The sequence below is a fragment of the Pseudomonas sp. SMSB3 genome (assembly GCF_052041965.1).
GTDB lineage: Bacteria > Pseudomonadota > Gammaproteobacteria > Pseudomonadales > Pseudomonadaceae > Aquipseudomonas.
Window position 1 is genome coordinate 18,561 of record NZ_JBKGGV010000015.1, and the last position, 25,040, is coordinate 43,600.

At 64.8% G+C, this 25,040-nt stretch carries 26 protein-coding genes; 15 read left to right on the top strand and 11 right to left on the bottom strand.

The genetic code is table 11. From position 1 onward, the window contains the following. Positions 1–14: 14 nt before the first annotated feature. From yedA to ACLEJW_RS20305, 4 genes are all read right to left on the bottom strand, one after another. Complete coding sequence (gene yedA, locus ACLEJW_RS20290) at positions 15–929, bottom strand: drug/metabolite exporter YedA (RefSeq protein ID WP_145190602.1); 915 nt, start codon at positions 927–929, stop codon at positions 15–17. 109 nt (positions 930–1,038) lie between these two features. Next, the gene (locus ACLEJW_RS20295; RefSeq protein WP_145190599.1) at positions 1,039–1,644 is read right to left on the bottom strand and encodes a 3'-5' exonuclease; all 606 of its coding nucleotides are present in this window, start codon (positions 1,642–1,644) and stop codon (positions 1,039–1,041) included. Positions 1,645–1,652: 8 nt separating this feature from the next. Next, positions 1,653–2,132: an NYN domain-containing protein gene (locus ACLEJW_RS20300; RefSeq protein WP_145190596.1), complete on the bottom strand. Its 480-nt coding sequence runs from the start codon at positions 2,130–2,132 to the stop codon at positions 1,653–1,655. 62 nt (positions 2,133–2,194) lie between these two features. Then, the gene (locus ACLEJW_RS20305; protein WP_440778136.1) at positions 2,195–2,965 is read right to left on the bottom strand and encodes a DUF2076 domain-containing protein; all 771 of its coding nucleotides are present in this window, start codon (positions 2,963–2,965) and stop codon (positions 2,195–2,197) included. Between the two features lie 156 nt (positions 2,966–3,121). On the opposite strand from ACLEJW_RS20305, the gene ACLEJW_RS20310 reads away from it, so the two are divergent. The 3 genes from ACLEJW_RS20310 to ACLEJW_RS20320 all read left to right on the top strand — a co-directional run bounded on the left by ACLEJW_RS20310 (position 3,122) and on the right by ACLEJW_RS20320 (position 4,968). Continuing rightward, complete coding sequence (locus ACLEJW_RS20310) at positions 3,122–3,775, top strand: YciC family protein (RefSeq protein WP_145190590.1); 654 nt, start codon at positions 3,122–3,124, stop codon at positions 3,773–3,775. 86 nt (positions 3,776–3,861) lie between these two features. Next, entirely contained in the window at positions 3,862–4,386 is a 525-nt protein-coding gene (locus tag ACLEJW_RS20315; RefSeq protein WP_313300365.1) for a hypothetical protein, read from the top strand. An 87-nt stretch (positions 4,387–4,473) separates the two neighbouring features. After that, on the top strand, positions 4,474–4,968 hold the full coding sequence (locus ACLEJW_RS20320; protein WP_440778137.1) for a hypothetical protein: 495 nt from the start codon (positions 4,474–4,476) through the stop codon (positions 4,966–4,968). A 9-nt stretch (positions 4,969–4,977) separates the two neighbouring features. On the opposite strand, the gene hrpB is transcribed toward ACLEJW_RS20320, so the two are convergent. Then, entirely contained in the window at positions 4,978–7,506 is a 2,529-nt protein-coding gene (gene hrpB, locus ACLEJW_RS20325; protein WP_440778138.1) for an ATP-dependent helicase HrpB, read from the bottom strand. Between the two features lie 116 nt (positions 7,507–7,622). Here hrpB and ACLEJW_RS20330 point away from each other — a divergent pair, with 116 nt between their 5' ends. Together ACLEJW_RS20330 and ACLEJW_RS20335 are read left to right on the top strand one after the other, a co-directional pair. Next, a complete protein-coding gene (locus ACLEJW_RS20330) occupies positions 7,623–8,042 on the top strand; it encodes a polyribonucleotide nucleotidyltransferase (protein ID WP_145190578.1) in 420 nt (139 codons plus the stop codon). Between the two features lie 25 nt (positions 8,043–8,067). Further along, on the top strand, positions 8,068–8,937 hold the full coding sequence (locus ACLEJW_RS20335) for a cation diffusion facilitator family transporter (RefSeq protein WP_313457802.1): 870 nt from the start codon (positions 8,068–8,070) through the stop codon (positions 8,935–8,937). A 2-nt stretch (positions 8,938–8,939) separates the two neighbouring features. On the opposite strand, the gene ACLEJW_RS20340 is transcribed toward ACLEJW_RS20335, so the two are convergent. Next, positions 8,940–9,758, bottom strand: coding sequence for a DUF6515 family protein (locus ACLEJW_RS20340; RefSeq protein ID WP_145190572.1), 819 nt, complete (start codon positions 9,756–9,758; stop codon positions 8,940–8,942). Between the two features lie 391 nt (positions 9,759–10,149). Between ACLEJW_RS20340 and ACLEJW_RS20345 the strand changes: the two genes are divergently transcribed. Continuing rightward, positions 10,150–10,626 carry an Lrp/AsnC family transcriptional regulator gene (locus tag ACLEJW_RS20345; RefSeq protein ID WP_016712159.1) on the top strand — a complete coding sequence of 159 codons (477 nt, stop codon included), beginning with the start codon at positions 10,150–10,152 and terminating at the stop codon, positions 10,624–10,626. A gap of 42 nt (positions 10,627–10,668) precedes the next feature. Beyond that, entirely contained in the window at positions 10,669–10,872 is a 204-nt protein-coding gene (locus tag ACLEJW_RS20350; RefSeq protein ID WP_145190569.1) for a DUF2788 domain-containing protein, read from the top strand. 29 nt (positions 10,873–10,901) lie between these two features. Here ACLEJW_RS20350 and ACLEJW_RS20355 read toward each other — a convergent pair whose 3' ends face one another. From ACLEJW_RS20355 to ACLEJW_RS20370, 4 genes are all read right to left on the bottom strand, one after another. Then, on the bottom strand, positions 10,902–11,525 hold the full coding sequence (locus ACLEJW_RS20355) for a pseudouridine synthase (protein WP_145190565.1): 624 nt from the start codon (positions 11,523–11,525) through the stop codon (positions 10,902–10,904). A 6-nt stretch (positions 11,526–11,531) separates the two neighbouring features. Then, positions 11,532–12,995, bottom strand: coding sequence for an AMP nucleosidase (gene amn, locus ACLEJW_RS20360; RefSeq protein WP_145190563.1), 1,464 nt, complete (start codon positions 12,993–12,995; stop codon positions 11,532–11,534). A gap of 116 nt (positions 12,996–13,111) precedes the next feature. After that, positions 13,112–14,767 carry an acyl-CoA dehydrogenase family protein gene (locus tag ACLEJW_RS20365; protein ID WP_440778139.1) on the bottom strand — a complete coding sequence of 552 codons (1,656 nt, stop codon included), beginning with the start codon at positions 14,765–14,767 and terminating at the stop codon, positions 13,112–13,114. 112 nt (positions 14,768–14,879) lie between these two features. Then, a complete protein-coding gene (locus ACLEJW_RS20370; protein ID WP_145190557.1) occupies positions 14,880–16,862 on the bottom strand; it encodes a sensor histidine kinase in 1,983 nt (660 codons plus the stop codon). A gap of 265 nt (positions 16,863–17,127) precedes the next feature. On the opposite strand from ACLEJW_RS20370, the gene ACLEJW_RS20375 reads away from it, so the two are divergent. From ACLEJW_RS20375 to ACLEJW_RS20390, 4 genes are all read left to right on the top strand, one after another. After that, entirely contained in the window at positions 17,128–17,925 is a 798-nt protein-coding gene (locus tag ACLEJW_RS20375) for a hydroxymethylpyrimidine/phosphomethylpyrimidine kinase (protein ID WP_440778140.1), read from the top strand. 13 nt (positions 17,926–17,938) lie between these two features. After that, positions 17,939–18,559 (top strand): thiamine phosphate synthase, encoded by a 621-nt coding sequence (gene thiE, locus ACLEJW_RS20380; RefSeq protein ID WP_440778141.1) that lies wholly within the window; start codon positions 17,939–17,941, stop codon positions 18,557–18,559. Positions 18,560–18,576: 17 nt separating this feature from the next. Then, on the top strand, positions 18,577–19,860 hold the full coding sequence (gene hemL / locus ACLEJW_RS20385) for a glutamate-1-semialdehyde 2,1-aminomutase (RefSeq protein WP_313457780.1): 1,284 nt from the start codon (positions 18,577–18,579) through the stop codon (positions 19,858–19,860). Positions 19,861–20,060: 200 nt separating this feature from the next. Further along, complete coding sequence (locus tag ACLEJW_RS20390; protein WP_145190546.1) at positions 20,061–20,606, top strand: tetratricopeptide repeat protein; 546 nt, start codon at positions 20,061–20,063, stop codon at positions 20,604–20,606. Between the two features lie 6 nt (positions 20,607–20,612). Here the strand turns inward: ACLEJW_RS20390 and ACLEJW_RS20395 are convergent, their stop codons facing one another. Further along, a complete protein-coding gene (locus ACLEJW_RS20395; protein WP_145190543.1) occupies positions 20,613–20,939 on the bottom strand; it encodes a DUF1820 family protein in 327 nt (108 codons plus the stop codon). Positions 20,940–21,111: 172 nt separating this feature from the next. On the opposite strand from ACLEJW_RS20395, the gene ACLEJW_RS20400 reads away from it, so the two are divergent. Genes ACLEJW_RS20400 through lnt form a run of 4 tightly spaced genes read left to right on the top strand, consistent with a single transcriptional unit; the run spans position 21,112 to position 24,967 of the window. Beyond that, on the top strand, positions 21,112–22,110 hold the full coding sequence (locus ACLEJW_RS20400) for a PhoH family protein (RefSeq protein WP_145190540.1): 999 nt from the start codon (positions 21,112–21,114) through the stop codon (positions 22,108–22,110). After that, a complete protein-coding gene (gene ybeY, locus ACLEJW_RS20405; protein WP_440778142.1) occupies positions 22,103–22,576 on the top strand; it encodes an rRNA maturation RNase YbeY in 474 nt (157 codons plus the stop codon). Before ACLEJW_RS20400 ends, ybeY begins: the two co-directional genes overlap by 8 nt. Positions 22,577–22,601: 25 nt before the next feature. After that, the gene (locus ACLEJW_RS20410; protein WP_145190534.1) at positions 22,602–23,441 is read left to right on the top strand and encodes an HlyC/CorC family transporter; all 840 of its coding nucleotides are present in this window, start codon (positions 22,602–22,604) and stop codon (positions 23,439–23,441) included. Between the two features lie 8 nt (positions 23,442–23,449). Beyond that, positions 23,450–24,967 carry an apolipoprotein N-acyltransferase gene (gene lnt, locus ACLEJW_RS20415; protein WP_440778143.1) on the top strand — a complete coding sequence of 506 codons (1,518 nt, stop codon included), beginning with the start codon at positions 23,450–23,452 and terminating at the stop codon, positions 24,965–24,967. Positions 24,968–25,040 lie beyond the last annotated feature (73 nt).

The window sequence follows — 25,040 nt, forward strand, 5'->3', positions numbered from 1 at the left end:
CCCAACCACCCCGGCTACTTGCAGATTTCGCCCTGCAACGGCCGCACCGGCGCCTTGCGCCACTGCGGCAAGCCGATCAGCACCACGGCGCCGATGATCACCGCCATGGCCAGGCATTCCTCGGCACCGATGTGTTCGCCGGCGAAGACGATCCCCAGCAACACCGCCACCGCCGGATTGACGTAGGCGTAGCTGGTGGCGGCCGCCGGGCGCACGTGCTTGAGCAGGTACATGTAGGCGCTGAAGGCGAGAATCGATCCGAACAACACCAGGTAGGCCAGCGCGCCCCAGCCGGCAGCGCTGGGCATCTGCGTCATGCGCTCGCCAGACAGCGCGCTGCCCAGCAGCAGCACGGCGCCGCCCACCAGCATTTCGGCGGCACTGGCCATCGGCCCGGCTGGCAGCGGCAGGCTTTTGCTCCACACCGAGCCGAAGGCCCAGGACGCCGCGGCGAACAGGATCAGCGCCGCGCCCAACGGGCTGGCTTGCAGGTTGGAGCCGAAGTTGAGCAAGGCGATGCCGAGCAGGCCGAGGAGGATGCCGGCCCATTCCAGGCGCGAATTGCGCTGACCGAACAACAGCCCGAAGACCAGGGTGAACAGCGGCACCGTGGCAATCGCCAGTGCCGCGACCCCGGAAGCGACGCCAGCATGTTCGGCCACGGTGACCCCGCCATTGCCACAGCTGAGCAGGAGAAAACCGATAGCGCCTGCCGAGCGCCACTGCGCCCAGGTCGGTGCCGGTACACCGCGCCAGCGCAGAAAGCCGTACAACAGGCCACCGGCGATGATGAAGCGCACCCCGGCCATCAGCAGCGGTGGCCACGACGCCACGCCAATGCGAATGAACAGGTAGGTCGAGCCCCAGACCAGGTACAAGGCCAGGAAGGCGCCGATGAGCAACAGCGGGAAGCGACGTGAGGCAGGCATGGCAGGCAACTCTGAAATCCGTTTTCGGGTGACCGAGTCTAGAGCGCCAGCACGGTGAACATAAGCTACAAAACCGCTCGAATCGAGCAGCACACTTTAGCGAGTGCGGTCAGGCGTACTTGGCCAGGGCGTCGCGCACCTTGGCCGCAGGCACTTTCTGCAGACGGCACAGCAGATCATGCGACAGCTGCTCGACACCGTGGCTTTGGCGCAGAACCCCGGCCAGGTGCTGCAACAGATTGGCGGCCATTTCCGCGTCGGCCATGGCCCGGTGCGCGGTGCCGGTGTGCGGCAAGCCAGCCCAACGGGTCAGGGTGCCCAGCTTGTGGTTGGGCGCGGCCGGCAGCAGACGCCGCGAGAGCAGCAAGGAGCAGGCGAACGACTGGCTGCGACTACGGCCGATGCGGCCCAGCTCGAAGTCCCAGAATTTCTGGTCGAATGCCGCGTTGTGCGCCAGCAGCGGCGTCGCGCCGACGAACTCGGCCACTTCGTTCATCACCTGATCCACCGGCGGCGCGCTGCGCAGCATGGCTGTGGTGATACCGGTCAGGCCGGCCACGAACGCCGGCACCGGCACGCCTGCGTTCATCAGGCTCTGGTAACGCTCGACGATGCGACCACGCTCGAGCATCACCACCGCCACTTCCGTGGCGCGGCAGCCGGTACCAGGGGAAATGCCGGTGGTTTCGAAGTCGATGACAGCGATGCGTTCCATGAAGACCTTCAGTGCTTGAGTAACAGTGCGCCCTCGATGGGCACGTAGCGGCTGGCGGCGCGCACCAGCGACAGGGCGGTAAGGCCGGGCACGCCATACACCACCGCCTCGGTGCCGTGGCGCTGGATCACGCGCTCGAGCAGCAGGTCGAAATCGCCATCGCCGGAGGCCAGCACCACCTGATCGACGCGGCTGGCCGCATCGATCACATCCAGGGTGATGCCCACGTCCCAGTCGCCCTTGGCCGAGCCGTCGCTGCGCTGGATGAACGGTTTCAGGCGCACCTCGAAACCCAGGTTGCGCAGGATCTGCTGGAACTGTTGTTGCTTGCTGTCACCCCGATCGATGGCATACGCCACCGCCTCGACGATCTGGCCTTCGGCGCTGACCGCCTGCCACAGCGCGGTGTAGTTGAAATGGCAGCCATGGGCCTGGCGCACGGTGTAGTAGAGGTTCTGCACATCGGCGAACAGCGCGATCTTTTTCACCTTCAAACCTCGTCACGACGGGCGCCACACGCCCTTGCAAGGCCGCCAGTATGCCAGAGCGATCAGACGAAGGTATCGTCATCGGAGAAGAAGCCGCCATCATCGCTGCCGTAATCGGTGTCGGCCCAGCCGCCCTGGTCGTTGTTCCAGGCGCCATCGTCGGCGACCTGCTGCTGGGCGCCGGGGTCGTTCCAGCCCCCTGTATCGCTGGCAGGCGCCGGTTCTTCCTTGAGCACCTCGACCACTTCTTCAGGTTGCGCATGGTGGTTGAACAAGCTGCTCACACCTTGCGCCAGCAGAACGCCGCCGGCAACGCCTGCGGCGGTCTGCATGGCGCCACCGAGGAAACTGCTGGCCCCGCCACGGGCCGGCGCTGCAGCGAAGCCGGGTTGCTGCGACTGCGCTGGCGCTTGGGGCTGGGCAAAGCCCGGCGCGCTGGGTTCGCGCCAGCCACCGCCTGGAGCGGCCGCGGTACCGGGGCGCTGCGCCTGTGGCTGAGGTTGCGCGGCGGGCTGCGGGTCGCGGGCGCCAGCACCGAAAATGCTCGAAAGGAAACCACCGCCACTGTTGCCACTGCCGCTGCGGCTGGCTTCGAGTTGGGCACGGGTCTGCTTGAGCTCGGCCTCCAGCTGCTTGTTCTGCTCGTCCAGCCGCTTGAGCGCCGCTTCCTGGACCAGAATGGCCTGGGCCATGTAGTAAGGCGCCGCCGGTTGCGCGCGCACATGCTCTTCGATGCGCGCCTGCGCCTGCGCGTCGCGCGGCTGGCTGGGATCCTCGGCTTGCTTGATGCGGCCGAACAGGCCGTCGATCAGGGTTTGTTCATCAGTGTTCATTGCGGCTACCTCATGGGCGAGCAGGACATCGGACAGGACTAAGATGGGGCGCGCCGGGCGCGTATTCAATCACGCCGCCGGTGAAACTTTTTTCAGCAAGCGAGCGCGCTGGGCTAAAGTTAGGCCCCTGTTTTGACTGTCCTGCGATGTAGACCGATGAATCCGCTGAGCGTACTGCGCGACTCCTTTTATTTCTTCCGTGGCCACCTGGCCAGCATCATCAGCCTGTGCCTGCCGCTGGTGATACTCGAAGCGTTCACTACCCAGGTGCTGTACCGCCAGCTGGGCGAGCAGGCGTCACCTGCCTACGGCATGCTGATCAGCCTTTTGTTCTACCCGTTGTACAGTGCCGCGCTGATTCTCTACCTCGATACTCGCAGCAACGGACAAGACGTGCCCAAGCGCGACCTGTTCGCCCGCGCCGTGCAGCTATGGCCGCCGCTGGCGCTGATGATCATGATCAGCTCGCTGCTGATCATGGCTGGCCTGGCGTTGCTGGTGTTCCCGGGCATCTGGATCATGATCAACCTGGTGTTCGCCGAATACCTCCTGGTGCTGCGCGGTTTGCCCGTGGTGCAGTCGATGCGTGAAAGCGCGCGCATGACCACCGGGCATTTTCTGCGCATCATGATCTGCGTGCTGGGCGTATTGGCACCGATCTGGCTAATCGATGGGTTGCTGCTGATGGCCTTCCCGGAGCCGGCACCGGCCGTGGAGTTGGCGCTGAACAGCCTCAGTGGCTTCTTGCAACTGTTCAGCACGGTGGTGCTGTACCGCTTGTTCATGTTGCTGGAAAGCAACGCCAGCTAAACCGCCAATGCGCGGAAATTGTTCAGGCTGCGGGTGCAGCGCACGCGCGGTCAGGCTCTGGGTTCACATCACCACGGAGAGCCATCATGGATTCAGCACTCAAAGCCCAGTTCGCCCGCTCGTTCAGCGGCCGCTTGTATGTTCGTATCGACGGCTGGGATGCGCCACTGTGCCCAGGGCAGGTCAAGGGCTGGGATGCCACCACCAGCCTGCTCGCCAAGATGCACGACGGCTGGCTCAAGGCCGGAGGGCGCGAGGAGGCAGCCGCGCTTCAATTCGACTTCGACTCGATGACCGATGACCGCTTGCACTACCACATCAGCCTGGTCGGTGCCGGCGCGCCGCAGAAATTGGGCATCAGCCGTAATGGCTATCTGGGTTTCTATCGGGTCGCCGAAGTGACCGACTACTGGAAGATCGAGCCCTTGCGAATGACCGCCCAAGGCCTGGTCTGCAACTTGCGCGACCATCAGGGCCAACGCGCCGCGGTGGCCGCCGACACCCGCCTGGGCGGCTCGGGTGGAATACCGCGCGATGGCAGTCAGGCCAAAGCGTTCATGAATGTCAGCCATGGCGAAACGTTCGAGTTTCTGCTGAAAGTGATCAGCTAAGCCGGGTTCTGGAGGAAGCCGTTCAAGCTCCAGCCAGGCCACTCCCACGCCTAGAGTGCGATCTCGTCAAAAACAGGAGATCGCACCATGGACCAAGTGATACAGGACAGCTACGGCGAATCGTTCACCGGCCGGCTCTACGCCATCGCAGTGGAACAACTCGTTCCGCTGCGACTGAGCCGCAGTTCGGATAAGTGGAACTGGGGCTTCACGCCCCAGGACGATTGGCTGATGGCTGGTGGCAAAGCCAGCTCGATCAACCTTAAGTTCGAGTTCGACTCGCACACTGACGACCGCCTGCATTACCACATCAGCCTGCCCAACAGCGGCAATCCAGCGAAGCGACTGGGCCTGAGCCGCAACGGCTACCTCGGTTTCTACCAACTGGCGGAGGTCACCGAGTACTGGAAAGTCGAGCCGCTGGAGATGACCGACGAGGGGCTGATCTGTTACCTGCGTGACCATCAGGGTCACCGTGTCGCGGCCCTGCGCGACGAGCCGCATCACAGTCGGCAGGCCATGTACCTGCTCAACACCCAGGAAGGCGAAGTCCTCACCTTCCTGCTCCAGCGCAACGCCTGAAACCCGTGCTCAGGTGCCGCGCGGCTTGGCCCGCGCGGTGGCCTCGGCGACCAGGGGGTCGTCTGGCCAATAGTGTTTCGGGTAGCGCCCCTTCAAATCCTTTTTCACTTCGGCATAGGTCGTGCGCCAGAAATTGGCCAGGTCCTGGGTCACCTGCACCGGCCGGCGAGCAGGCGACAGCAGATGCAGTTTGACCTGCTGGCGGCCTTGGGCGATGCGCGGCGTGTCCGCCAGGCCGAACAGCTCTTGCAGGCGCACCGCCAGGATGGGCGGATGCTCGCTGTAGTCCAGGCGAATGCTCGACCCTGAAGGCACGGCCAAGTGGGTCGGTGCCCACTCGTCCAGGCGTTGCGGTAACGGCCAGGGCAGCAGGTTGCGCAGGATCGACGACAGGTCTAACGCGGCAAAATGGCTCAGCCGCGTGACCTTGCCCAGGTAGGGCTGCAACCAGCTTTCCAGATCAGCCAGAAGCGCATCATCGCTAAGGTCGGGCCATTCGCTCTGGCCGTCCTTGGCAAGATCCAGTTGCCGTAACAGCTCCACCCGCGCCTGCCACTGGCGCAGTTCCGCCGTCCAGTTCAGCAGGTTCAGCCCCTTGCGTCGCAGCAGACCGATCAGCGCCTTGGCGCGGGCTTCGTCGTCCAGGCCTGGTAACGGCTCGCGGCTGACGATCAGCTCCCCGACCTTGGTTTGACGCTCGGCCACCAGCACCTGCTGGCGTTCATCCCAGTCAAGCACATCGACCCGCTCGACCTGCTCGGCCAGCACGTCGTCGAGCAACTGTGGATCAAAGGCGGCTGCCAGGTAGATGCGCTCCTCACGCTGACCTTGCCGGCTGCCCAGGTCGGCGATCACCAACCATGGGTACTTCATCAAGGCATCGGCTTCGCCGAACAGCGCCGCGCGGCCATTGGCCAGGCGATATTCGGCGCTGCCTTCACGGCGCTGCTGGGCGACGCGGTCCGGATAGGCCAGCGCCAGCAAGGCGCCCAGCCAACGCGGATGCTCCGGATCGGCGACCACCGCCGTGGCCGCGCCGCGCAGCAGGCCCTGATACTGCCTGGCAAGCTGGCGCACACGCTGCACGCCGCCCTGGCTGGGCCGAGCACGCTTGCCCGGGCCGCTGAGCAAAGCCAGGCGACTGTGCAGGTCGGCACCGCCGCCACGCTGAATGTCACGTTCGCCGAGCAGGGCGGCAACATCGCAGGCCATGGGTGCCAGGCCCAGCGCCTGGCCCCTCAGCAACAAGTGAGCGATGCGTGGATGCGCCGGCAGTTGCGCCATGGCCTGACCGTGCTCGCTCAGGTGCTCACGGCTGCCCGGCCGGTAGGCGCCGAGGCGCGCGAGCAGATCCTGGGCTTGGGCGAAGGCCGCCGCAGGCGGCTGGTCGAGCCAGCGCAACTGCGCAGGGCTGACCCCCCAACGGGCCAACTGCAGCGCCAGCCCAGCCAAGTCAGCCTGCATGATCTCTGCCGTGCCATGGGCGGCCAGCTGTGCATGCTGGGCCTCGGACCAGAGCCGGTAGCACACCCCCGCTTGCAGACGCCCGGCACGGCCGGCACGCTGAGTGGCGCTGGCGCGGGAGATGCGTTGGGTGTCCAGGCGCGTCATGCCACTGCCGGGATCGAAACGTGGCACGCGGGCCAGGCCTGCATCGATCACCACGCGCACGCCATCGATGGTCAGGCTGGTCTCGGCAATGTTCGTGGCCAGCACGATCTTGCGCAACCCCGCGGGTGCCGGGTCGATGGCGGCGCGCTGGGCATCGAGGTCGAGCTCGCCATGCAGCGGGCACAGCACGAGGTCGCGGCGATCGCCCAGTTCATCCTGCAGGCTCTGGTGTACCCGGCGGATTTCGGCCTGGCCCGGCAGAAACACCAACAGGCTGCCGGGCTGCTCGGCCAGCGCCAGCAGCACGCTTTCCAGCACCCGTGGCTCGATGAATTCACCCGCCTGGAATGGCCGGCTCCAACGGATATCGACCGGATGCATACGGCCCTCACTGCTGACCACCGGTGCATCGTCGAGCAGCCGCGACAACCGCTCGCCTTCGAGGGTCGCGGACATCAGCAGAATCTTCAGCGGTGGGTCGTCACGCAACAGTTCTCGACCATTGAGGCACAGCGCCAAGGCCAGGTCGGCGTCCAGGCTGCGCTCATGAAATTCATCGAAAATTACCAGCCCCACCCCTTCCAGCGCCGGATCGGCCTGCAGGCGGCGAGTCAGGATGCCTTCGGTGACCACCTCAATGCGTGTACCAGGCCCCACCTTGCTGTCCAGCCGAATACGGTAACCCACCGTCTGCCCGACCTTCTCCCCCAGCTCGCTGGCCAAACGCTCAGCCGCCGCCCGAGCGGCCAGGCGGCGTGGTTCGAGCATGATGATGGTCTGCCCGGCCAGCCACGGCTGGTCGAGCAGGGCCAGCGGCACGCGGGTGGTCTTGCCGGCGCCGGGGGGTGCTTCGAGCACGGCTTCGTCACGGGTGTGCAAGGCCTGGCGCAAGGCAGGCAGGGCGGCATCGATCGGTAATGAAATCATGGTGGTCCTCGAACAGTGACGCGAGTATAACGGCGAACCGGCCCTGCCCTGTCATGGTCTTAGCTGCAGGCGCTGGCGTTTCGCTTGCCCCGCTCGACACCCTTTTGGAGATTCACATGCGTATCCCCTCCCGCCTCATCGGTGGCGCCCTGATCGCCACGCTGCTGACCCAGCTGACGGCCTGCGGCACGATTTTCTACCCTGATCGCCGTGGCCAGATCGGCGGCAAGATCGACCCGGTGGTGGCTGCCATGGACGCCATCGGCATCCTCTTCTACGTCATCCCTGGCCTGATCGCCTTCGGCATCGATTTCGCCACCGGCGCCATCTACTACCCCGGCGGGCATACCGCCCAGGTCGATCCCGCCAAGCTGCATGAAGCGGTCGGTGCCGACGGCAAGGTCGACAACCTGAAGTTGCAGGCGATTCTGCAAAGCGAACTTGGCCAGCGCCTGCCGCTGGACGATCCGCGCCTGATCCAGCACCGCGGCAGCGTCGAGCAGCTGGCCGGCCTGGGCCTGGCGCCTGCCGCCTGATCCGCCCAGGAGCCGTTCTGCCGTCATGATCACGCCCGCTGAGCACCAACGGCTGCTGCGCCTGGCCACGCGCGCCTCGCTGGCCGTGGCCAGCCTTCTGGTGGTCAGCAAGGCCGTGGCCTGGTGGCTCAGTGGCTCGGTCAGCCTGCTCGCTGGCCTGACCGATTCGGCGCTCGACGCGGTGGCTTCGTTTCTCAATCTGCTGGCAGTGCACTACGCGTTGCGCCCGGCCGATGATGACCACCGCTTTGGCCATGGCAAAGCCGAAGCGCTCGCTGGCATGGCCCAGGCGCTGTTCATCGGCGTCAGTGCGGTGCTGATCGGGGTGCAGGCCGTCAGGCGCCTGCAAGACCCGCAGCCGCTCGGCGATACCGGCATCGGCATCGGTGTGATGCTGCTGTCGCTGGTGCTGACCGTCGGCCTGCTGGCACTGCAAGCCAAGGTCATTCGCCTGACCGGCTCGACCGCGGTGCGCGCCGACTCGCTGCACTATCGCTCCGACTTGCTGCTCAACGGCAGCATTCTGCTGGCGCTGCTGCTGGCGCGCGTTGGCTGGCCGCAACTGGATGCGCTGTTCGGCCTGGGTATCGCGCTGTACATCCTCTGGAGCGCGCTGCAGATCGCCCGCGAAAGCACCGCGATCCTGATGGACCGCGAGCTGCCCAGCGAGATCGGTGAGCAGATGACTCAGCTGGTGCTGCAGATTCCGGGGGTACTGGGCGTGCACGATGTGCGCACGCGGGTGTCGGGCAACCAGTGGTTCGTGCAATTGCACCTGGAGCTGCCCGGCCAGTTGCCGCTGCACGAGGCGCACACTTTGTGCGTGCGTGCCTCGGAAGTCATTCGCCAGCACTATCCGCGCGCAGATGTGATGGTTCACGCCGACCCTGTCTGAACTCAATCGACGCTGTAACCGCGACCGCTCAGGCAGGCGCTTAGCGCTCGCCGGTAGTTGCTCGCCACTTGAGCGGCCGGTGCGTAGGGCGCAGTGGCGGGATCGAAGCCCGACTCACTGACGGCCCAGCGATGGCACTGATAGCGATCCTGGTCCTGCTGCTCCGGCCCTTGGCCATGCATGGGGTAGGCAATCACATCATAGCCAGTGCTCGGTGGGGCGGCGGCGGGCAGCGGGGGTGGAGCGCTGGCAGGCGGATTGACCACCACGTACTGCTGGGCGTCCGCCAAGTATTGGTAGTAGGTGTCGGCGACCAGGAAGAACAACGCGCCGCCCAGCCAGACCTCTCGTGCATAGGGCGGCAGGTAGTCGACGCGCACGCCGCGCGGCGGCGCCACCACCACATAGCGATCACCGTGGGGGCGGTACCAGTAGCCAGCAGAATAATAGTATTGCTCGCCGCGGTACGGCACCTGCCAGTACCGGTCGGGAAAACGATCGATGCTGTGCCCCGGCCGATAACGCGGTCCCGGCCCCCAGCCATTGCCATGGCCATCTGGCCGTCCCTGCCAGTCGCCACCGGGGCGCTGGCCCGGGCCGCCTGCTTGCCAATGGCGGTTATTGCCGTTGTAACGCGGAATGTCCTGGTAGTAACCGGGCCGAGCGGGCTGCGTTTGCTGCACCTGATCGCGGGAATTGAGCGCTCGGCCAGGGCCGCCATCGTTGCCATGCCCCTCACCCGGCACCTCTGCCAGCGCCCCGAGGCTGATGCCCAGGCCCAGCACACCAACACCTGCCAACTGCCAGATGCGCGACTTCATGTTGTTCCTCACGGTCTAGTGAACGCACGGCTGCCAGTCTAACGCGCGCGCGCCGTGGGCAGATGAAATCGCGGCCATGAAAAAAGGGAGGCCTGGGGCCTCCCTTTGGGAATTGTCGTCCGTGCTCGGCGCTTGTGGCCCCGGCTCACCTCACAGCGTCTTGTAGAAGCCGTGTAGCCCGGGGGCCTGCAGATCCTGTTGGATGGCTGGCCGCGACCGCCCGCCTAGGGCGCGTCGCCGTGGACTGATGTCCGGGCAGTGATTCTGTTGATAAAGATAAGGGAACGGGCGCGGCAGAGGATTGCGAATATTGCTCGGATAAATAGCGCTTGCGCAATTTTTAACCCTGGATTGATAATTCACCGCAATCCGCAAAGAAACGAGGCTTTCCATGAGCAAACTTGATCGCTACGACCTGAGCATCCTCGCCGAATTGCAGCGCGATGCGCGCATTTCCAACCAGGAGCTGGCCGAGCGCATCGGCTTGTCGCCCTCGCCGTGCTCACGCCGAGTCAAGCAACTGGAAGACGACGGTTACATATCGCGCCAGGTCGCCTTGCTTGACCGCAAGAAGCTCGGCCTTAGCCTGACCGCCTACGTGCTGATCGGCATGGACCGGCATACCCCTGAACGTTTCGAAACCTTCGAAGCGGCCATCCGCAACCTGCCGCAGGTGCTCGAATGCAGCCTGGTGACGGGTATGGATGCCGACTACCAGCTCAAGGTGGTGGTGCCTGACATGGACCACTACCAGAAACTGTTGCTCGGCAGCCTCACGCGCATCGAGGGTGTCACCAGCGTACGCTCGAGCTTCGTGCTCAACCAGGTGCTGGCGAGCACCGAGATGCCGTTGACCCACCTGCGCTAAGCGCGCTGCCGTTCACCACTGCCTATCTGCCTGGAGACCTCGATGGATCCCGCCGTATTCGAAGAATGGATGATGATCGTGCTGGTCAGCGTACTGATCGGCTTCATGGGCTTCATCGTCTGGGACCTGGCGAAAAAGTCCAAGGCCGGGCGCTTCGGCACGATGATCCTGTTCTTCGTGCTCGGGCTCGGCGTATTGGCGTTCATCATCAAGAGCGTGGTGGTGGGCTTCATCGAAGGGGTCTAGGCGCTGGAGCCTGTGCCGCTTCTGTAAGGCTACAGCGGCACTTCGCGCCAGCAGCCCTGCGCCAGGCCATCGAGCGTCCAATCGCCGATGCGCACCCGCACCAGCCTCAACGTCGGCAGGCCCACGGCCGCCGTCATGCGCCGTACCTGACGGTTGCGGCCCTCGCGAATCACCAGCTCCAACCAATGGGTCGGCACGCTTTTGCGAAAACGCACGGGCGGGTTGCGCGGCCATAGTTGCGGCTCGTCCAGGCGGCGCGCCTCGGCCGGCTGGGTCGGTCCGTCATTGAGCTGCACACCGTCGCGCAAACGCTGGAGCTGTTCCTCGCTCGGCTCGCCCTCGACTTGTACCCAGTAGGTCTTGGGCAGCTTGTGCTTGGGGTCGGCGATACGCGCCTGCAACTTGCCGTCATTGGTCAGCAGCAGCAGGCCTTCACTGTCCCGGTCGAGGCGACCGGCCGGGTAGATGCCCGGTATGTCGATGAAGTCCTTGAGCGTCGCGCGCCCTTCGCCGTCGCTGAACTGCGTCAGCACATCGAAGGGCTTGTTGAACAGGATCAAGCGCGGCTCGGCCGGGGGCGCCTTGGCCTGGCGACGCGGGCCGGAGGGCCGCGCCGATGGGCGGCGCGGCTTGGAACGGGGTGGCAGGGGCATGGATCCTCAGCGGAACGGCGGCTCATCGAAGCTGCGCAGTTTACGCGAGTGCAACGAGTTGAGCTCGGTGCGCAGCAGATCGAGGGCGGCGATGCCGATTTTCAGGTGCTGGCTGACGGCACGGTTGTAAAACGCGTTGGCCGAGCCCGGCAGCTTGATCTCGCTGTGCAGCGGCTTGTCGGACACACACAGCAAGGTGCCATAGGGCACCCGCAGGCGGTAACCCTGGGCGGCGATGGTGCCGCTTTCCATGTCTACCGCCACGGCGCGCGACAGGTTGATCAGCGGCCGCTCCTGCGCCCAGCGCAGCTCCCAGTTGCGGTCGTCGTAGGTCAGCACGGTGCCGGTGCGCAGGCGCTTTTTCAGCTCTTCGCCACGCTCGCCGGTGACCTGGGCTGCCGCTTCCTGCAACGCCAGCTGCACCTCGGCCAGGGCCGGGATGGGGATGTTCGGCGGCACCACGCGATCGAGGATGCCGTCACGGCGCATGTAGGCGTGTGCCAGCACATAGTCACCGATGGTCTGCGACTGGCGCAGGCCACCACAGTGGCCAATCATCAGCCAGCAGTGTGGACGCAGGACCGCCAGGTGGTCGGTGATGTTCTTGGCGTTGGAAGGACCCACGCCGATATTCACCAGGGTCACCCCGTCACCGTCACCGGCGATCAGGTGATAGGCCGGCATCTGGTAGCGGTGCCACACCACCCCGGCGACCAAGGCCTGGGCTTCGCCGTGGTCCATGCCCTTGTCGATCACCACGTTGCCCGGCAACACCATGCGTACGAAGCGCGGGTCGTCGCGCAGCTGCTCGAGGCCATGGCTGATGAACTGATCGACATAGCGGTGATAGTTGGTCAGCAGGATCCAGGGCTGTACGTGGCGCCAGTCGCTGCCGGTGTAGTGCACCAGGCGGCGCAGGGAAAAGTCCACGCGCGCGGCGTCGAACAACGCCAACGGCAGGGTTTCGGCATTGCCCCAGTCACACAGGCCGTCGGCGATGTCGTCGGTGGCTGCGGACAAGTCGGTGCTGGGGAATACGCGCGCCAGCTGAGCGGCGGTGATGCCGCTGCCGGCCAGCTCATCGCCCTGGTCGACCACGTACGGATAAGGGATATTCTGCTCACTGACACCGACTTCCACGGTCACCGTGTAATCGGTCATCAACGGGCGCAATTGCTCGAGCAGGTAGCCGCGAAACGCCGCAGGCTGGGTGACGGTCACGCTGTAGGTGCCGGCGACCTGCACCTTGGCATAGGCCCGCGTGGTCGCCGCCACTTCGCCGTGGCTGTAGTAGGTCAGGCGCAGCGCCGGGTAGCGGTACAGGGCGCGCTCGTCGGCGTCGGGCTCGCTGCGATCCTTCAGGTAACGCTTGAGGGCCTGGCTCAGTGCCCCGGTGGCCTGGTCATGCAGGGCCGCCAAACGGTCGACGGCCTGTTCGGGAGTATCAACGACTACAAAAGCTTGGCTCACACTGGGCTTCCTGTCTGGACATGCATGTCGTTCATCTTGCCTGCCTTCTTGGTTAAATACATCCCCATTGATCGCGGGCGTGATTGGCACCTGGGCCTACGCCGCAGCCAATCCACTCAGCCGAGCCAGGCCGGGGTTGCCCGGGCCACCAGCGCCTGGGTATCGACCCCGCGCGGCAAGGCCCCATAGGTGCGCCCACCGGCGCTGCTCAGGCGACTGCCGATGAAGGCGTCGCTGACGGCGGCGTTACCGGCCTCGAGCAGCAGCTTGGCTTGCAGCGCCAGGGCGATCACCTCGGTCAGCTGCCGCGCGCGGTACTGGATATCGCCAGTATCGGCGAACGCGCCTTTGAGATTGCCGATGTACGCCGCCAGGCGCGGGTCGCCGTGGCCATCCCCGAGCTCGGTGAACAACGCATCGAGCACACCCGGCTCCTTGGACAACGCGCGCAGCACATCCAGGCATTGCACATTGCCTGAGCCCTCCCAGGTCGAGTTGACCGGCGCCTCGCGGTACAGGCGCGGCAGAATGCTGTCTTCGACATAGCCGGCGCCCCCCAGGCACTCGGCGGCTTCGTTGATCATCGCCGGCGCGCGCTTGCAGATCCAGTATTTGCCCACGGCGGTCACCAGCCGGGCGAAGTGCGCCTGCTGCGGATCGTCGAGCTGTTCCAGGGCCTGGCCCATGCGCAAGCTCAGGGCCAATGCCGCTTCGCTTTCCAAGGCAAGGTCGGCCAGTACGTTCTGCATCAAGGGCTGTTCGTTCAGCACCCGGCCACCGACCTTGCGGTGGGCGCAGTGATGGGTTGCCTGGGTCAGCGCCTGGCGCATCAGGGCACTGGAGCCGACCATGCAATCGAAGCGGGTCATGGCCACCATCTCGATGATGGTCGGCACTCCGCGCCCCTCTTCGCCCAGCATCCACGCCAATGCCCCGCGGAACTCGACCTCGCTGGACGCATTGGAGCAGTTGCCGAGCTTGTTCTTCAGGCGCTGGATATAGAACTGATTGCGCCCGTCGTCGGGCCGGTGGCGCGGCAACAGGAAGCAACTCAAGCCTTTGTCGGTCTGCGCCAGGGTGAGGAAGGCATCGCACATCGGTGCCGAACAGAACCACTTGTGCCCCACCAGCTCGTAGGCCTGTCCCGGGCCAGGGCTGCCGACGGGGTAGGCACGGGTGGTGTTGGCGCGCACGTCGGTACCGCCCTGCTTCTCGGTCATCGCCATGCCCACGGTGACGCCGGCCTTGTGGCGGTCGCCGACATTGCGCGGGTCGTATTCGCGGGCAAGGATCTTCGGCAGCCAGTACTCGGCGAGCTCAGGCTGCACGCGCAACGCAGGTACCGCGGCGAAGGTCATGGTCAGCGGGCAGCCGCTGCCGGCTTCGGCCTGGCTGTGCAGGTAGGTCATCGACGCGCGCGCCACGTGGGCGCCGGGGCGCGGTTCGGCCCAGGGCAGCGAAGGCAGGCCGTGTTCGACGGCGGTACGCATCAGTTGGTGGTAGGCCGGGTGAAATTCCACCAGGTCGATACGATGCCCGTAGCGGTCATGGCTGCTGAACTCAGGCTTGTGCGCATTGGCCAGGAAGCCCGCTGCCATCAATGGCCCGCCGGCCAGAGCGCCATAGGCGTCGATGCGCGCCTCGGCCCAGCCGGCGCCGAAGCGGCGCGACCACTCCTGCAGCGGCAGGTCGATGCGGTAGAGGTTGGCGCCATCGAGCGCAGGCGGCTGGTTGGTGACCTGATGGGTTTCAGCGTACTGGTGCAGGTTCATGGGCAGCTCCTGGGGCCGGGCATGGCTGAAACACCCAGTGAAGCACTCCCAGCGACCCCGTCAAAGGGGCATTCATGACGAAAGATGTGTCATCGCCCCAGGGCGCCTGCCTTCAGCCTTTGTATGAAACCGCCCTGCCCGGCGGCATCTGCACTTGCGCGAGCGCCACATTCAGGCTCAGCTCGAAGCGGCTGCCCAGGCCGCGGGTCGATTCGTGGGAGATCCTGCCGCCCAGCACCTCGGCCAACTGCCGGCAGATCGACAGGCCGATGCCCAGGCCGCCGTAACGCCGGGTCATGGAACCGTCGACCTGGAAGAAACGCTGGTACAGGATCGCCTGGTCGAGGTCGTCGAAACCGATGCCGCTGTCGCTGACACTGAAGGTCAGCGCCAGGCTGCACGGCCCCAGCCGCCGGCCACGCACCTGCAGCATCACGCCGCCCTGGTGGGTGAATTTCAGCCCGTTGTTGATCAGGCAACCCAGGCAGCGCGACAGCTTCTGCGCGTCGCCGAGCAGTTCATCGGGAAGCTCTGCCGGAATATCCAGGCTCAGGTACAGGCCCTTGCCCAAGGCGGTACCGGCGTAACCGGCGCGCAGGTCCTGCAAGGTGCGACGCAGGCTGAACGGCATGGCCTGGGCGCGCAGGCGTCCGGCTTGCAGCTCGCTCAGGGTCAGAATGTCGTCGACCATGTCCATCATGTCTTGCGCCGAGCCATTGGCGGTGCGGTGGTACTGGGCCATTTCCGCGCTCATTGGCAACGTCTGCATCAGTTCGAGCGAGCCGATCACGCCATTCATCGGGGTGCGCAACTCATGGGTGACGCTGGCCAGGAATTCATCCTTGAGGTGATTGCTGCGCGCCAGTTGCTGGTTGAGGTTCTCCAGCACCTGGCCGGTGTCGCGCAGGGTCTGCGCCTGCTGCTCGCGCATGCTGTTGATGCGGTCGGCCAGCGCCAGCGACAGCAGCGCGACTTCCAGCGCAGAGCCGAGCTGGCTGGCATACATGGTGATGAACAGGTTTGGCAGCAAGCCCAGCACCATCAAGGTGTTGACCAGCCCGCCGACGAGGAACGCGGTCCAGGCGATGATGAACCAGCGCGCCACGCGCAGGCCGCGCAGCCAGGCATACAGGCCGGCCGCGAAGATGCTCAAGGTGAACAGCAGCGCCAGCAGCGTGGCCACGCGCAAGGCGATGCCGTAGCGCACGCTTACCGCCAGCAGCATGACCAGCACGCCACCGGCCATCAACCCCTGCAGCAGCCGATCGAAGGCCTTGCTGACCTTGGCCAGTTGCAGGAAGTGGCGCGCGAACTGGCAGCCGAACAGGCCGGCGGCGCCGATGAAGAACGGCGTCGCGGCGTTGGCCCACCACGGGCTGTCGGGCCAGAAATAAGCGACGCCTGCGCCGTTGACCGAGACTTGATACAAGCCGAACGCGGCAATGTAGAGGATGTAATAGAGATAGCTGACATCGCGCACGCCGAGGTAAACGAACAGGTTGTACACCGCCATTACCAGCAGCACGCCGTAGATCATGCCGAACACGTAGAAGCGCGTCGGCTGCGCTTCGATGTAGGCCTCGGCCGACCACAAGGTCAACGGCGCCTGAATCGAGCCTTGGCTGCTCAGGCGCAGATAGACGGTGGTCGGCTGCCCTGGGGGCAGGTCCAGGGCGAACAGGTAGTTGTTCTGGCGGATCTGGCGGCTGTCGTAGGGCAATGCATCGCCTGTGCGTTGGGCCAGGCGAAACGCGCCATCGCTGCCGGCCAGATACAGCTCGATGTGGTCCATCGGCGGGTAGGCAAGCTCCAGCAGCCATTGGCGCGGCAGCGCATCGACCGAAGCGTCATACTGCAGATCGACCTTCAGCCAGAATACCGAGGTCGAATAGCCCGCATTGAGGACATCGGCCTGATGTGGGCGAAAGCGGCTGAAGCTCGGCGCGCTGACCTGAGCGATGGTGGCGCTGCCGTCTTTGTCTTCGTAGACCTGCATGGCTTTGCCCAACGGAAGTTGCCGGGTCGTGGCGTCGAATTCGACGGCTCCGGCCAGCACGGGCAGCAAGCCCAGCAGCATTATCAGCAAATAGCGCATACAGCCCCAGCCTGGCCTTTCCGGTCGCGTCGCGATGGCCTCCGATCCTTTTGAGACGACGAAATCCGGCAGAGCCCGTTTGTCGAGTTATCCCAGCACTCTAGCATAGCCTGCGAGGCTGGCCACGGGCCATTTGGATTTTCCATCCAAGCGCTCTAGGACAGTACTTTCAGCGATCATGCAGGCATCTTCCTGACCGATCGATCAACAAATTGCCGTGCGCTGGCGATTCGCACAAATAGGTTTGGTGGTAAGCTCGCCGACCATGAATACCTACAGCTCCCGCCCCGTTGTCCTCTGTCTCTCCGGCCACGACCCAAGTGGCGGCGCCGGCTTGCAGGCAGATATCGAAGCCCTGATCGCCCAGGGCTGTCACGCCGCGCCCGCCGTGACCGCCCTGACCGTGCAGGATACCGTCAACGTTTCCGACTTCCGCGTGCTCGACCGCGAGTGGGTGCTGGCCCAGGCCAACGCCGTGCTGAGCGACTCGACCGTCGCTGCGGTGAAGCTCGGCATGCTGGGCTCGATCGCCATGGTCGACACGGTGGCCGAACTGCTGGCCGCCCACCCGCATCTGCCGCTGGTCTGTGACCCGGTGCTGCGTGCTGGTGGCGGCGGACGCCTGGGCAAGGACGAAGTCGGCTATGCCGTGCGCGAGCGCCTGCTGCCGCTGGCGACCATTGCCACGCCGAACCTGCCGGAGGCGCGTATCCTGGCCGAGCTGCCTGACGGCAGCGCCGATGAATGTGCCGACAAACTGTTGCCCTATTGCCAGCACCTGCTGATCACTGGCGGGCACGGCGACGAGAATGAAATCCACAACCGCCTGTACAGCCGTGATGGCCAGCAGCACACCTGGACCTGCCAGCGCCTGCCGGGCAGTTACCATGGCTCGGGCTGCACCCTGGCCAGCGCCCTGGCCGGCCGCCTGGCCCTGGGCGAGCAATTGCAAAGCGCGGTACGCAGTGCGCTGGACTACACCTGGCGCACCCTGCGCGACGCCGAACAGCTGGGCAAGGGGCAGTTCGTCCCGCGCCGCCTGCCGCTGGATTTCTGCTCCTGACACGAGGCCTTCGATGAAGCTACGCGGTCTGTACGCAATCACTGACAGCCAGCTGCTCGCTGGCCGTTTCCTGTCCCATGTCGAAGCGGCCCTGGAAGGTGGCGTGTGCCTGTTGCAATACCGCGACAAGGGCGATGACGCCGCGCGCCGCCTGCGCGAAGCCGAGGCGCTGCTCAAACTCTGCGAGCAGTACGGTACCGGCTTGATCATCAACGATGACGCCGAACTGGCCGCGCGCCTGGGCGTGGGGGTGCACCTGGGGCAGACCGATGGGCCGCTGACGCCGGCGCGCGCCTTGCTTGGCCGCCAGGCCGTGATCGGCTCGACCTGCCACGCCAGCCTCGAACTCGCCGCCCAGGCCGCCGGTGAAGGCGCCAGCTACGTGGCCTTCGGCCGCTTTTTCAATTCTGTCACCAAGCCTGGGGCGCCGGCGGCCAGCGTCGATCTGCTGGCGCAGGCGCGCGCCCAGGTCAAGCTGCCGATCGCCGTGATCGGTGGCATCACCCTCGACAACGCCGCCCCGCTGATCGCCCATGGTGCCGACCTGCTGGCGGTGATCCACGGCTTGTTCGGTGCTGACAGCGCGCAGGAAGTCATCCGCCGCGCCCGCGCCTTCAATGCCCTGTTCGCTTGATTCAAAGAGAAGATCCCATGTCCCGTTCCGAAGCCCTGTTCGCCCAAGCCCAGAAACACATTCCGGGCGGCGTCAACTCGCCTGTCCGCGCCTTCAAGAGCGTCGGCGGCACCCCGCTGTTCTTCAAACATGCCGAAGGCGCCTACGTCATCGACGAAGATGACAAGCGTTATGTCGACTACGTCGGCTCCTGGGGCCCGATGATTCTCGGCCACGGCCACCCGGAGGTGCTCGATGCCGTGCGCCGCCAGCTGGAGCATGGCCTGTCCTATGGGGCGCCAACGGCCATGGAAACCGAGATGGCCGACCTGGTCTGCTCGCTGGTGCCTTCGATGGAAATGGTGCGCATGGTCAGCTCGGGCACCGAAGCGACCATGAGCGCCATTCGCCTGGCGCGTGGCTACACCGGCCGTGATGCCATCATCAAGTTCGAAGGCTGCTACCACGGCCACTCCGACAGCCTGCTGGTCAAGGCCGGCTCGGGCCTGCTGACCCAAGGCGTGCCAAGCTCGGCTGGCGTGCCCGCCGACTTCGCCAAGCACACCCTGACCCTGCCGTTCAACGACATCGCCGCGGTGGAAAAGACCTTGGCCGACGTGGGCCAGACCGTGGCCTGCATCATCGTCGAGCCGGTGGCCGGCAACATGAACTGTGTGCCGCCCGCTCCAGGCTTCCTGGAAGGCCTGCGCGAGCAGTGCGACAAACACGGCGTGGTGCTGATCTTCGATGAAGTGATGACCGGTTTCCGTGTGTCCCTGGGCGGCGCCCAAGGCCACTACGGCATCACCCCCGACCTGTCGACCTTCGGCAAGATCGTCGGCGGCGGCATGCCGGTCGGCTGCTTTGGCGGCAAGCGCGAGATCATGGGCTGCATCGCCCCGCTGGGCCCGGTCTACCAGGCCGGCACGTTGTCGGGCAACCCACTGGCCATGGCCGCCGGCCTGACCACCCTGCGGCTGATCAGCCGTCCAGGCTTCCACGATGAGCTGAGCGCCTTCACCAGCCGCATGCTCGACGGCCTGCAACAGCGCGCCGACGCCGCAGGCGTACCGTTCGTCACCACGCAGGCGGGCGCCATGTTCGGCCTGTACTTCAGCGGTGCCGACGACATCGTCACCTTCGACGACGTGATGGCCAGCGATGCCGAACGTTTCAAGCGCTTCTTCCACCTGATGCTCGACGGTGGCGTGTACCTGGCGCCGAGTGCCTTCGAAGCGGGCTTCACCTCGATCGCCCATGGCGACAAAGAGCTGCAGATCACCCTGGACGCTGCCGAAAAGGCCTTTGCCGCGCTCAAGTGATCCGCAGCCGGGGCCGGCTGTTCCACAGGCGAATCACCACGCCTGCGCAGCAGCCGGCGCCGGCGCATGGCGTGGCCACCCTCGGCAAATCCTGCATCGCGACAGAAATTCGAGTAAAACTTTGTAAGGTTGGCGCTGCTTATCCCATAATGTGCCACCAGAGACATTGGCCGCAGCTTTGCAGAGGTAAGTCGATCCCCATGAACCGCACCGGCCGCGCCCTGACCCTGGGCTGCCTGTTGCTTCTTCAGCCCCTGCTGGCATCGGCGGAGGGCGGGAACTCGTTGCTGATTCCGGCAACGGGGCGCTGCACGCTCAATGTTCAGCCAGAAGACCTGCAGAATGCACTCAAAGCCTGCGAGCAAACCGCCAGTACGGGCGATGCCCAGGCGCAGTTCGAGCTAGGCGAGTACTACTACACGCAAAGCCCCAAGCAACTGAAGAAAGCCCTGGACTGGTTCGAGAAAGCCTCGCTGCAAGGCCATGCCGAGTCGCAGTATCGCCTCGGCTCGATGTTCTTTCGCGGCGAAGGGGTCAAGGCCAACAACGTGCAGGCCTACATCCTGTTGAAGATGGCCGCCGTCAACGGCGCCGAAGACGCCCTGGACATGGCCGACGAGGTCACCGAGCAGATGCCGCGCGACGAGCTCGAGCACGCCACCCAGGTGCTTGGCCAGATCTTCCGCAAATACCTGTTGCAACTGCAAAACGCCGAAGGCCGCACGCCATTCTCGCCACTGCCTTGAACGGCTTCATTTCGGTGGCATGGGCATCGGGAACGGCATCACGTTGCCGCTGGCCTTGGCCTCGCTGATCTTCGCCGTGCCCAGGCGCTCCACTTCATCGATGCGCACGATCGACTGCATCGGCACGAAACTGCGGATCACCCCTTCGAACTGGGTCTTGAGTTTTTCTTCACTGGGGTCGACCACCACCTGGGTGCGCTCGCCGAAGACGAACTCTTCGATTTCCAGAAAGCCCCACAGATCGCTCTGGTAGATCTGCTTGGCGTACATCTCGAAGACCTGCCCCTGGTTGAGGAAGATCACTTTGTAGATGGCAGGTTCGGGTTTGCTCATGTCAGAGGGATTACACCGGCTCGGAAAAGGCGCGCATGATAGCAGAGCACGCTTGCGTGCGAGCAGCTCCAGCGTCTCTACCTACCCTTGATCGTTTCAGTGCTTTCGCCACTGCCCTTCAAGGGTTATTCTTGCCTTCACATCCATTGCCGTCGGGCGGCTAAAAACGACCTTGAACGCACCCATACAACCTCATCGCTTCATCCTCGAGCCCTTCGAGGCCCACCGCTTCGCCAACTTGTGCGGCCAGTTCGACGAGCACCTACGCCTGATCGAACAACGCCTGGCTATCGAAATCCGCAACCGCGGCAACCAATTCGAGCTGATTGGCGACCCTAAGAGCACTTCCGCTGCCGAACACCTGCTGCGCCGCCTCTATCGCGAGGCCAAGGCCAGTGACCTGTCGCCGGAAACCGTGCACCTCTACCTGCAGGAGTCGACGGTGGAGAACATCGATAACCCAGCGGTCAACGAAGTCAGCGTTTCGCTGCGCACGCGCAAGGGCAACATTCGTCCGCGCGGCGTCAACCAGCAGCGCTACGTCAAGGAAATCCTTGGCAACGACATCAACTTCGGCATTGGCCCGGCCGGTACCGGCAAGACCTACCTGGCCGTGGCCTGCGCCGTCGACGCCCTGGAGCGCGAGCAGGTGCGCCGCATCCTGCTGGTACGCCCGGCAGTCGAGGCGGGCGAGAAGCTTGGTTTCCTGCCCGGCGACCTGGCGCAGAAGATCGACCCGTACCTGCGTCCGCTGTATGACGCCTTGTATGAAATGCTCGGCTTCGAACACGTGGCCAAGCTGATCGAGCGCCAGGTGATCGAGATCGCCCCGTTGGCGTACATGCGTGGTCGCACCTTGAACAACAGCTTCATCATCCTCGACGAGAGCCAGAACACCACGCTCGAGCAGATGAAAATGTTCCTGACCCGTATCGGCTTCGGCTCGACCGCGGTGATCACCGGCGACATCACCCAGGTCGACCTGCCGCGCGGCACCAAGTCGGGCCTGGCGCACGTGATCGAGGTGCTCAAGGACGTCCCGGGCATCAGCTTCACCCACTTCCAGCCCAAGGACGTGGTCCGCCACCCACTGGTGCAGCGGATCGTCGAGGCGTATGACCGCTTCGATGCCCGCCAGGCCAAGCCCGAGGCGCCCGGCAAAGATGCTTGAACTCGATCTGCAACGCGCTGCCGAAGGCGATGCGCCGGATGACCACGCGTTCCGCCGCTGGTGTGAGCTGGCCTTGCGCCAGCGCAGCGCCGACTCGGAAATGACCATCCGCCTGGTCGACGAAGCCGAGGGCCGCGAACTCAACCACACGTTCCGGCACAAGGACTACGCGACCAACGTGCTGTCGTTTCCCGCCGACGTGCCGGACGACTTGCTCGACATCCCGCTGCTGGGCGACCTGGTGATCTGCGTGCCGGTGGTCGAGCGCGAGGCGCGCGAGCAAGGCAAGTCGCTGGACGCGCACTGGGCACACCTGGTCATTCACGGCTGCCTGCACCTGCTCGGCTACGATCACATCGACGACGATGAGGCCGAGGAGATGGAAGCGCTGGAACGGCAATTGCTGGCAGAACTGGGTCATCCCGACCCGTATGCCGATGATGAACACGAACCTCTCACACACTGATACACGAAGGATCACGAGAACCGCCATGAGCGAAGATCGATCGAGCAACGGGCAGAAGTCCTGGCTGGGTAAACTCACCCAGGCTTTTGCCCATGAGCCGAAAAACCGCCAGGAGCTACTGGAGCTGCTGCGCGAAGCCCATCAGAACAAGCTGCTCGACAGCGAAGCGCTGACCATCGTCGAAGGTGCCATCCAGGTCGCTGACCTGCAGGTGCGCGACATCATGGTGCCGCGCTCGCAGATGATCAGCATCAAGGCTACCCAGTCGCCACGTGAGTTCCTGCCGGCGATCATCGACGCCGCCCACTCGCGCTACCCGGTGATCGGTGAAAGCCATGACGATGTGCTCGGGATCCTGCTGGCCAAGGACCTGCTGCCGCTGATCCTCAAGGAGAACGGCGACAGCTTCAACATCAAGGACCTGCTGCGCCCGGCCACCTTCGTGCCGGAGTCGAAGCGTCTCAACGTGTTGCTGCGCGAATTCCGCGCCAATCACAACCACATGGCCGTGGTCATCGACGAGTACGGCGGCGTGGCCGGGCTGGTCACCATCGAGGACGTCCTCGAGCAGATCGTCGGCGACATCGAAGACGAGCATGACGTCGAGGAAGACAGCTACATCAAGCCGCTGCCCAGCGGCGACTTCCTGGTCAAGGCACTGACGCCAATCGAAAACTTCAACGAGTTCTTCGACAGCGAATTCTCCGATGACGAATTCGACACCGTCGGCGGCTTGGTCATGAGCGCCTTCGGGCACCTGCCCAAGCGCAACGAAACCACTGAAATCGGCGCCTACAAGTTCCGTATTCTCAACGCCGACAGCCGGCGCATACACTTGCTGCGCCTGACCCCGATCACCCGCTAAGGACAAACATGCGTTGGATCACCCGCCCCGGCTGGCCCGGTAACCTGCTGGCCTTGGCGGCCGGCGCATCGACCCTCCTGGCCCTGGCGCCGTTCGACATCTGGCCACTGGCGCTGCTGTCGATCGCCCTGCTCTACCTGGGCCTGCGCGAGCTCAGCCCCCGCCAGGCGCTGTGGCGCGGCTGGTGGTTCGGCTTCGGCCTGTACGGCGCAGGCACCTGGTGGATCTACGTCAGCATGAACACCTACGGCGGCGCTTCGCCCTTGCTGGCGATTGTGCTGTTGTTGGCGTTCTTCGCCGCCTTGGCGTTCTTCTTCGCCCTGCCGACCTGGCTCTGGGCGCGCTGGCTGCGCCGCACTGAGGCGCCGCTGGCCGATGCCTTGTGCTTCGCCGCACTGTGGGTATTGCAAGAAGCGTTTCGCGGCTGGTTTCTTACCGGCTTCCCATGGCTGTACGCCGGCTACAGCCAGCTGAACGGCCCGCTGGCGGGCTTGGCGCCGCTGGGCGGGGTGTGGCTGGTGTCGTTCGCCCTGGCCTTGACTGCTGCGCTGCTGTGCAACCTGAGCCGGCTGCGCCAACGCCCAGCGTTTCTGGCGGTGGCGGTGCTGTTGCTGGTGGCGCCCTGGCTGACCGGCATGGCCCTCAAAGGCCACGCCTGGACCCAGCCTGCCGGCGATCCGTTGAAAGTCGCGGCGTTGCAAGGCAACGTCGAGCAAGACTTGAAATGGGACCCTGCGCATATCGATGCCCAGTTGGCCCTGTACCGGGACATGAGCTTCAGCTCCAAACCGGTCGACCTGCTGGTGTGGCCAGAAACGGCCGTACCAGTGCTCAAGGATCAGGCGCAGGGTTACATCGACGTGATGGGGCGCTTCGCCGCCGACCGCCATTCGGCGCTGATCACGGGGGTGCCGGTGCGTGAAGTGGTGCACCATCAGCGCCGCTACTACAACGGTGTGACGGTCACCGGTGAAGGCGATGGCACCTACCTCAAGCAGAAACTGGTGCCGTTCGGTGAGTACGTGCCGCTGCAGGACATGCTGCGCGGGGCGATCGAGTTCTTCAATCTGCCGATGTCGGACTTCGCCCGCGGCCCGGCAGATCAAGCGTTGCTGCAAGCCAAGGGCTACCAGGTGGCGCCGTTCATTTGCTACGAGGTGGTCTATCCGGAATTTGCGGCAGGCCTGGCCGCGCGCAGTGATTTGCTGCTGACGATCAGCAACGATACCTGGTTCGGCACCTCGATCGGCCCGTTGCAGCACTTGCAGATGGCGCAGATGCGCGCGCTGGAGGCCGGCCGCTGGATGATCCGCGCCACCAACAACGGCGTCACCGCGTTGATCGACCCGTTCGGCCAGATCACCGCGCAGGTGCCTCAGTTCGAGCGCGCCGTGCTGTATGGCGAAGTGATACCGATGCAGCAACTGACGCCATACCTGCAATGGCGTTCGTGGCCGCTGGCGATCGTGTGTGTGCTGTTGTTCGGCTGGGCATTGTTGGCTGCGCGCATCGCCAAGACTGTTTGATCCACCCTTCGGGATTGCCTGGAGGAAAAACGGTTGCTCGGTCATCAAACCCGGGGCGACCTGGTCGTGAGGG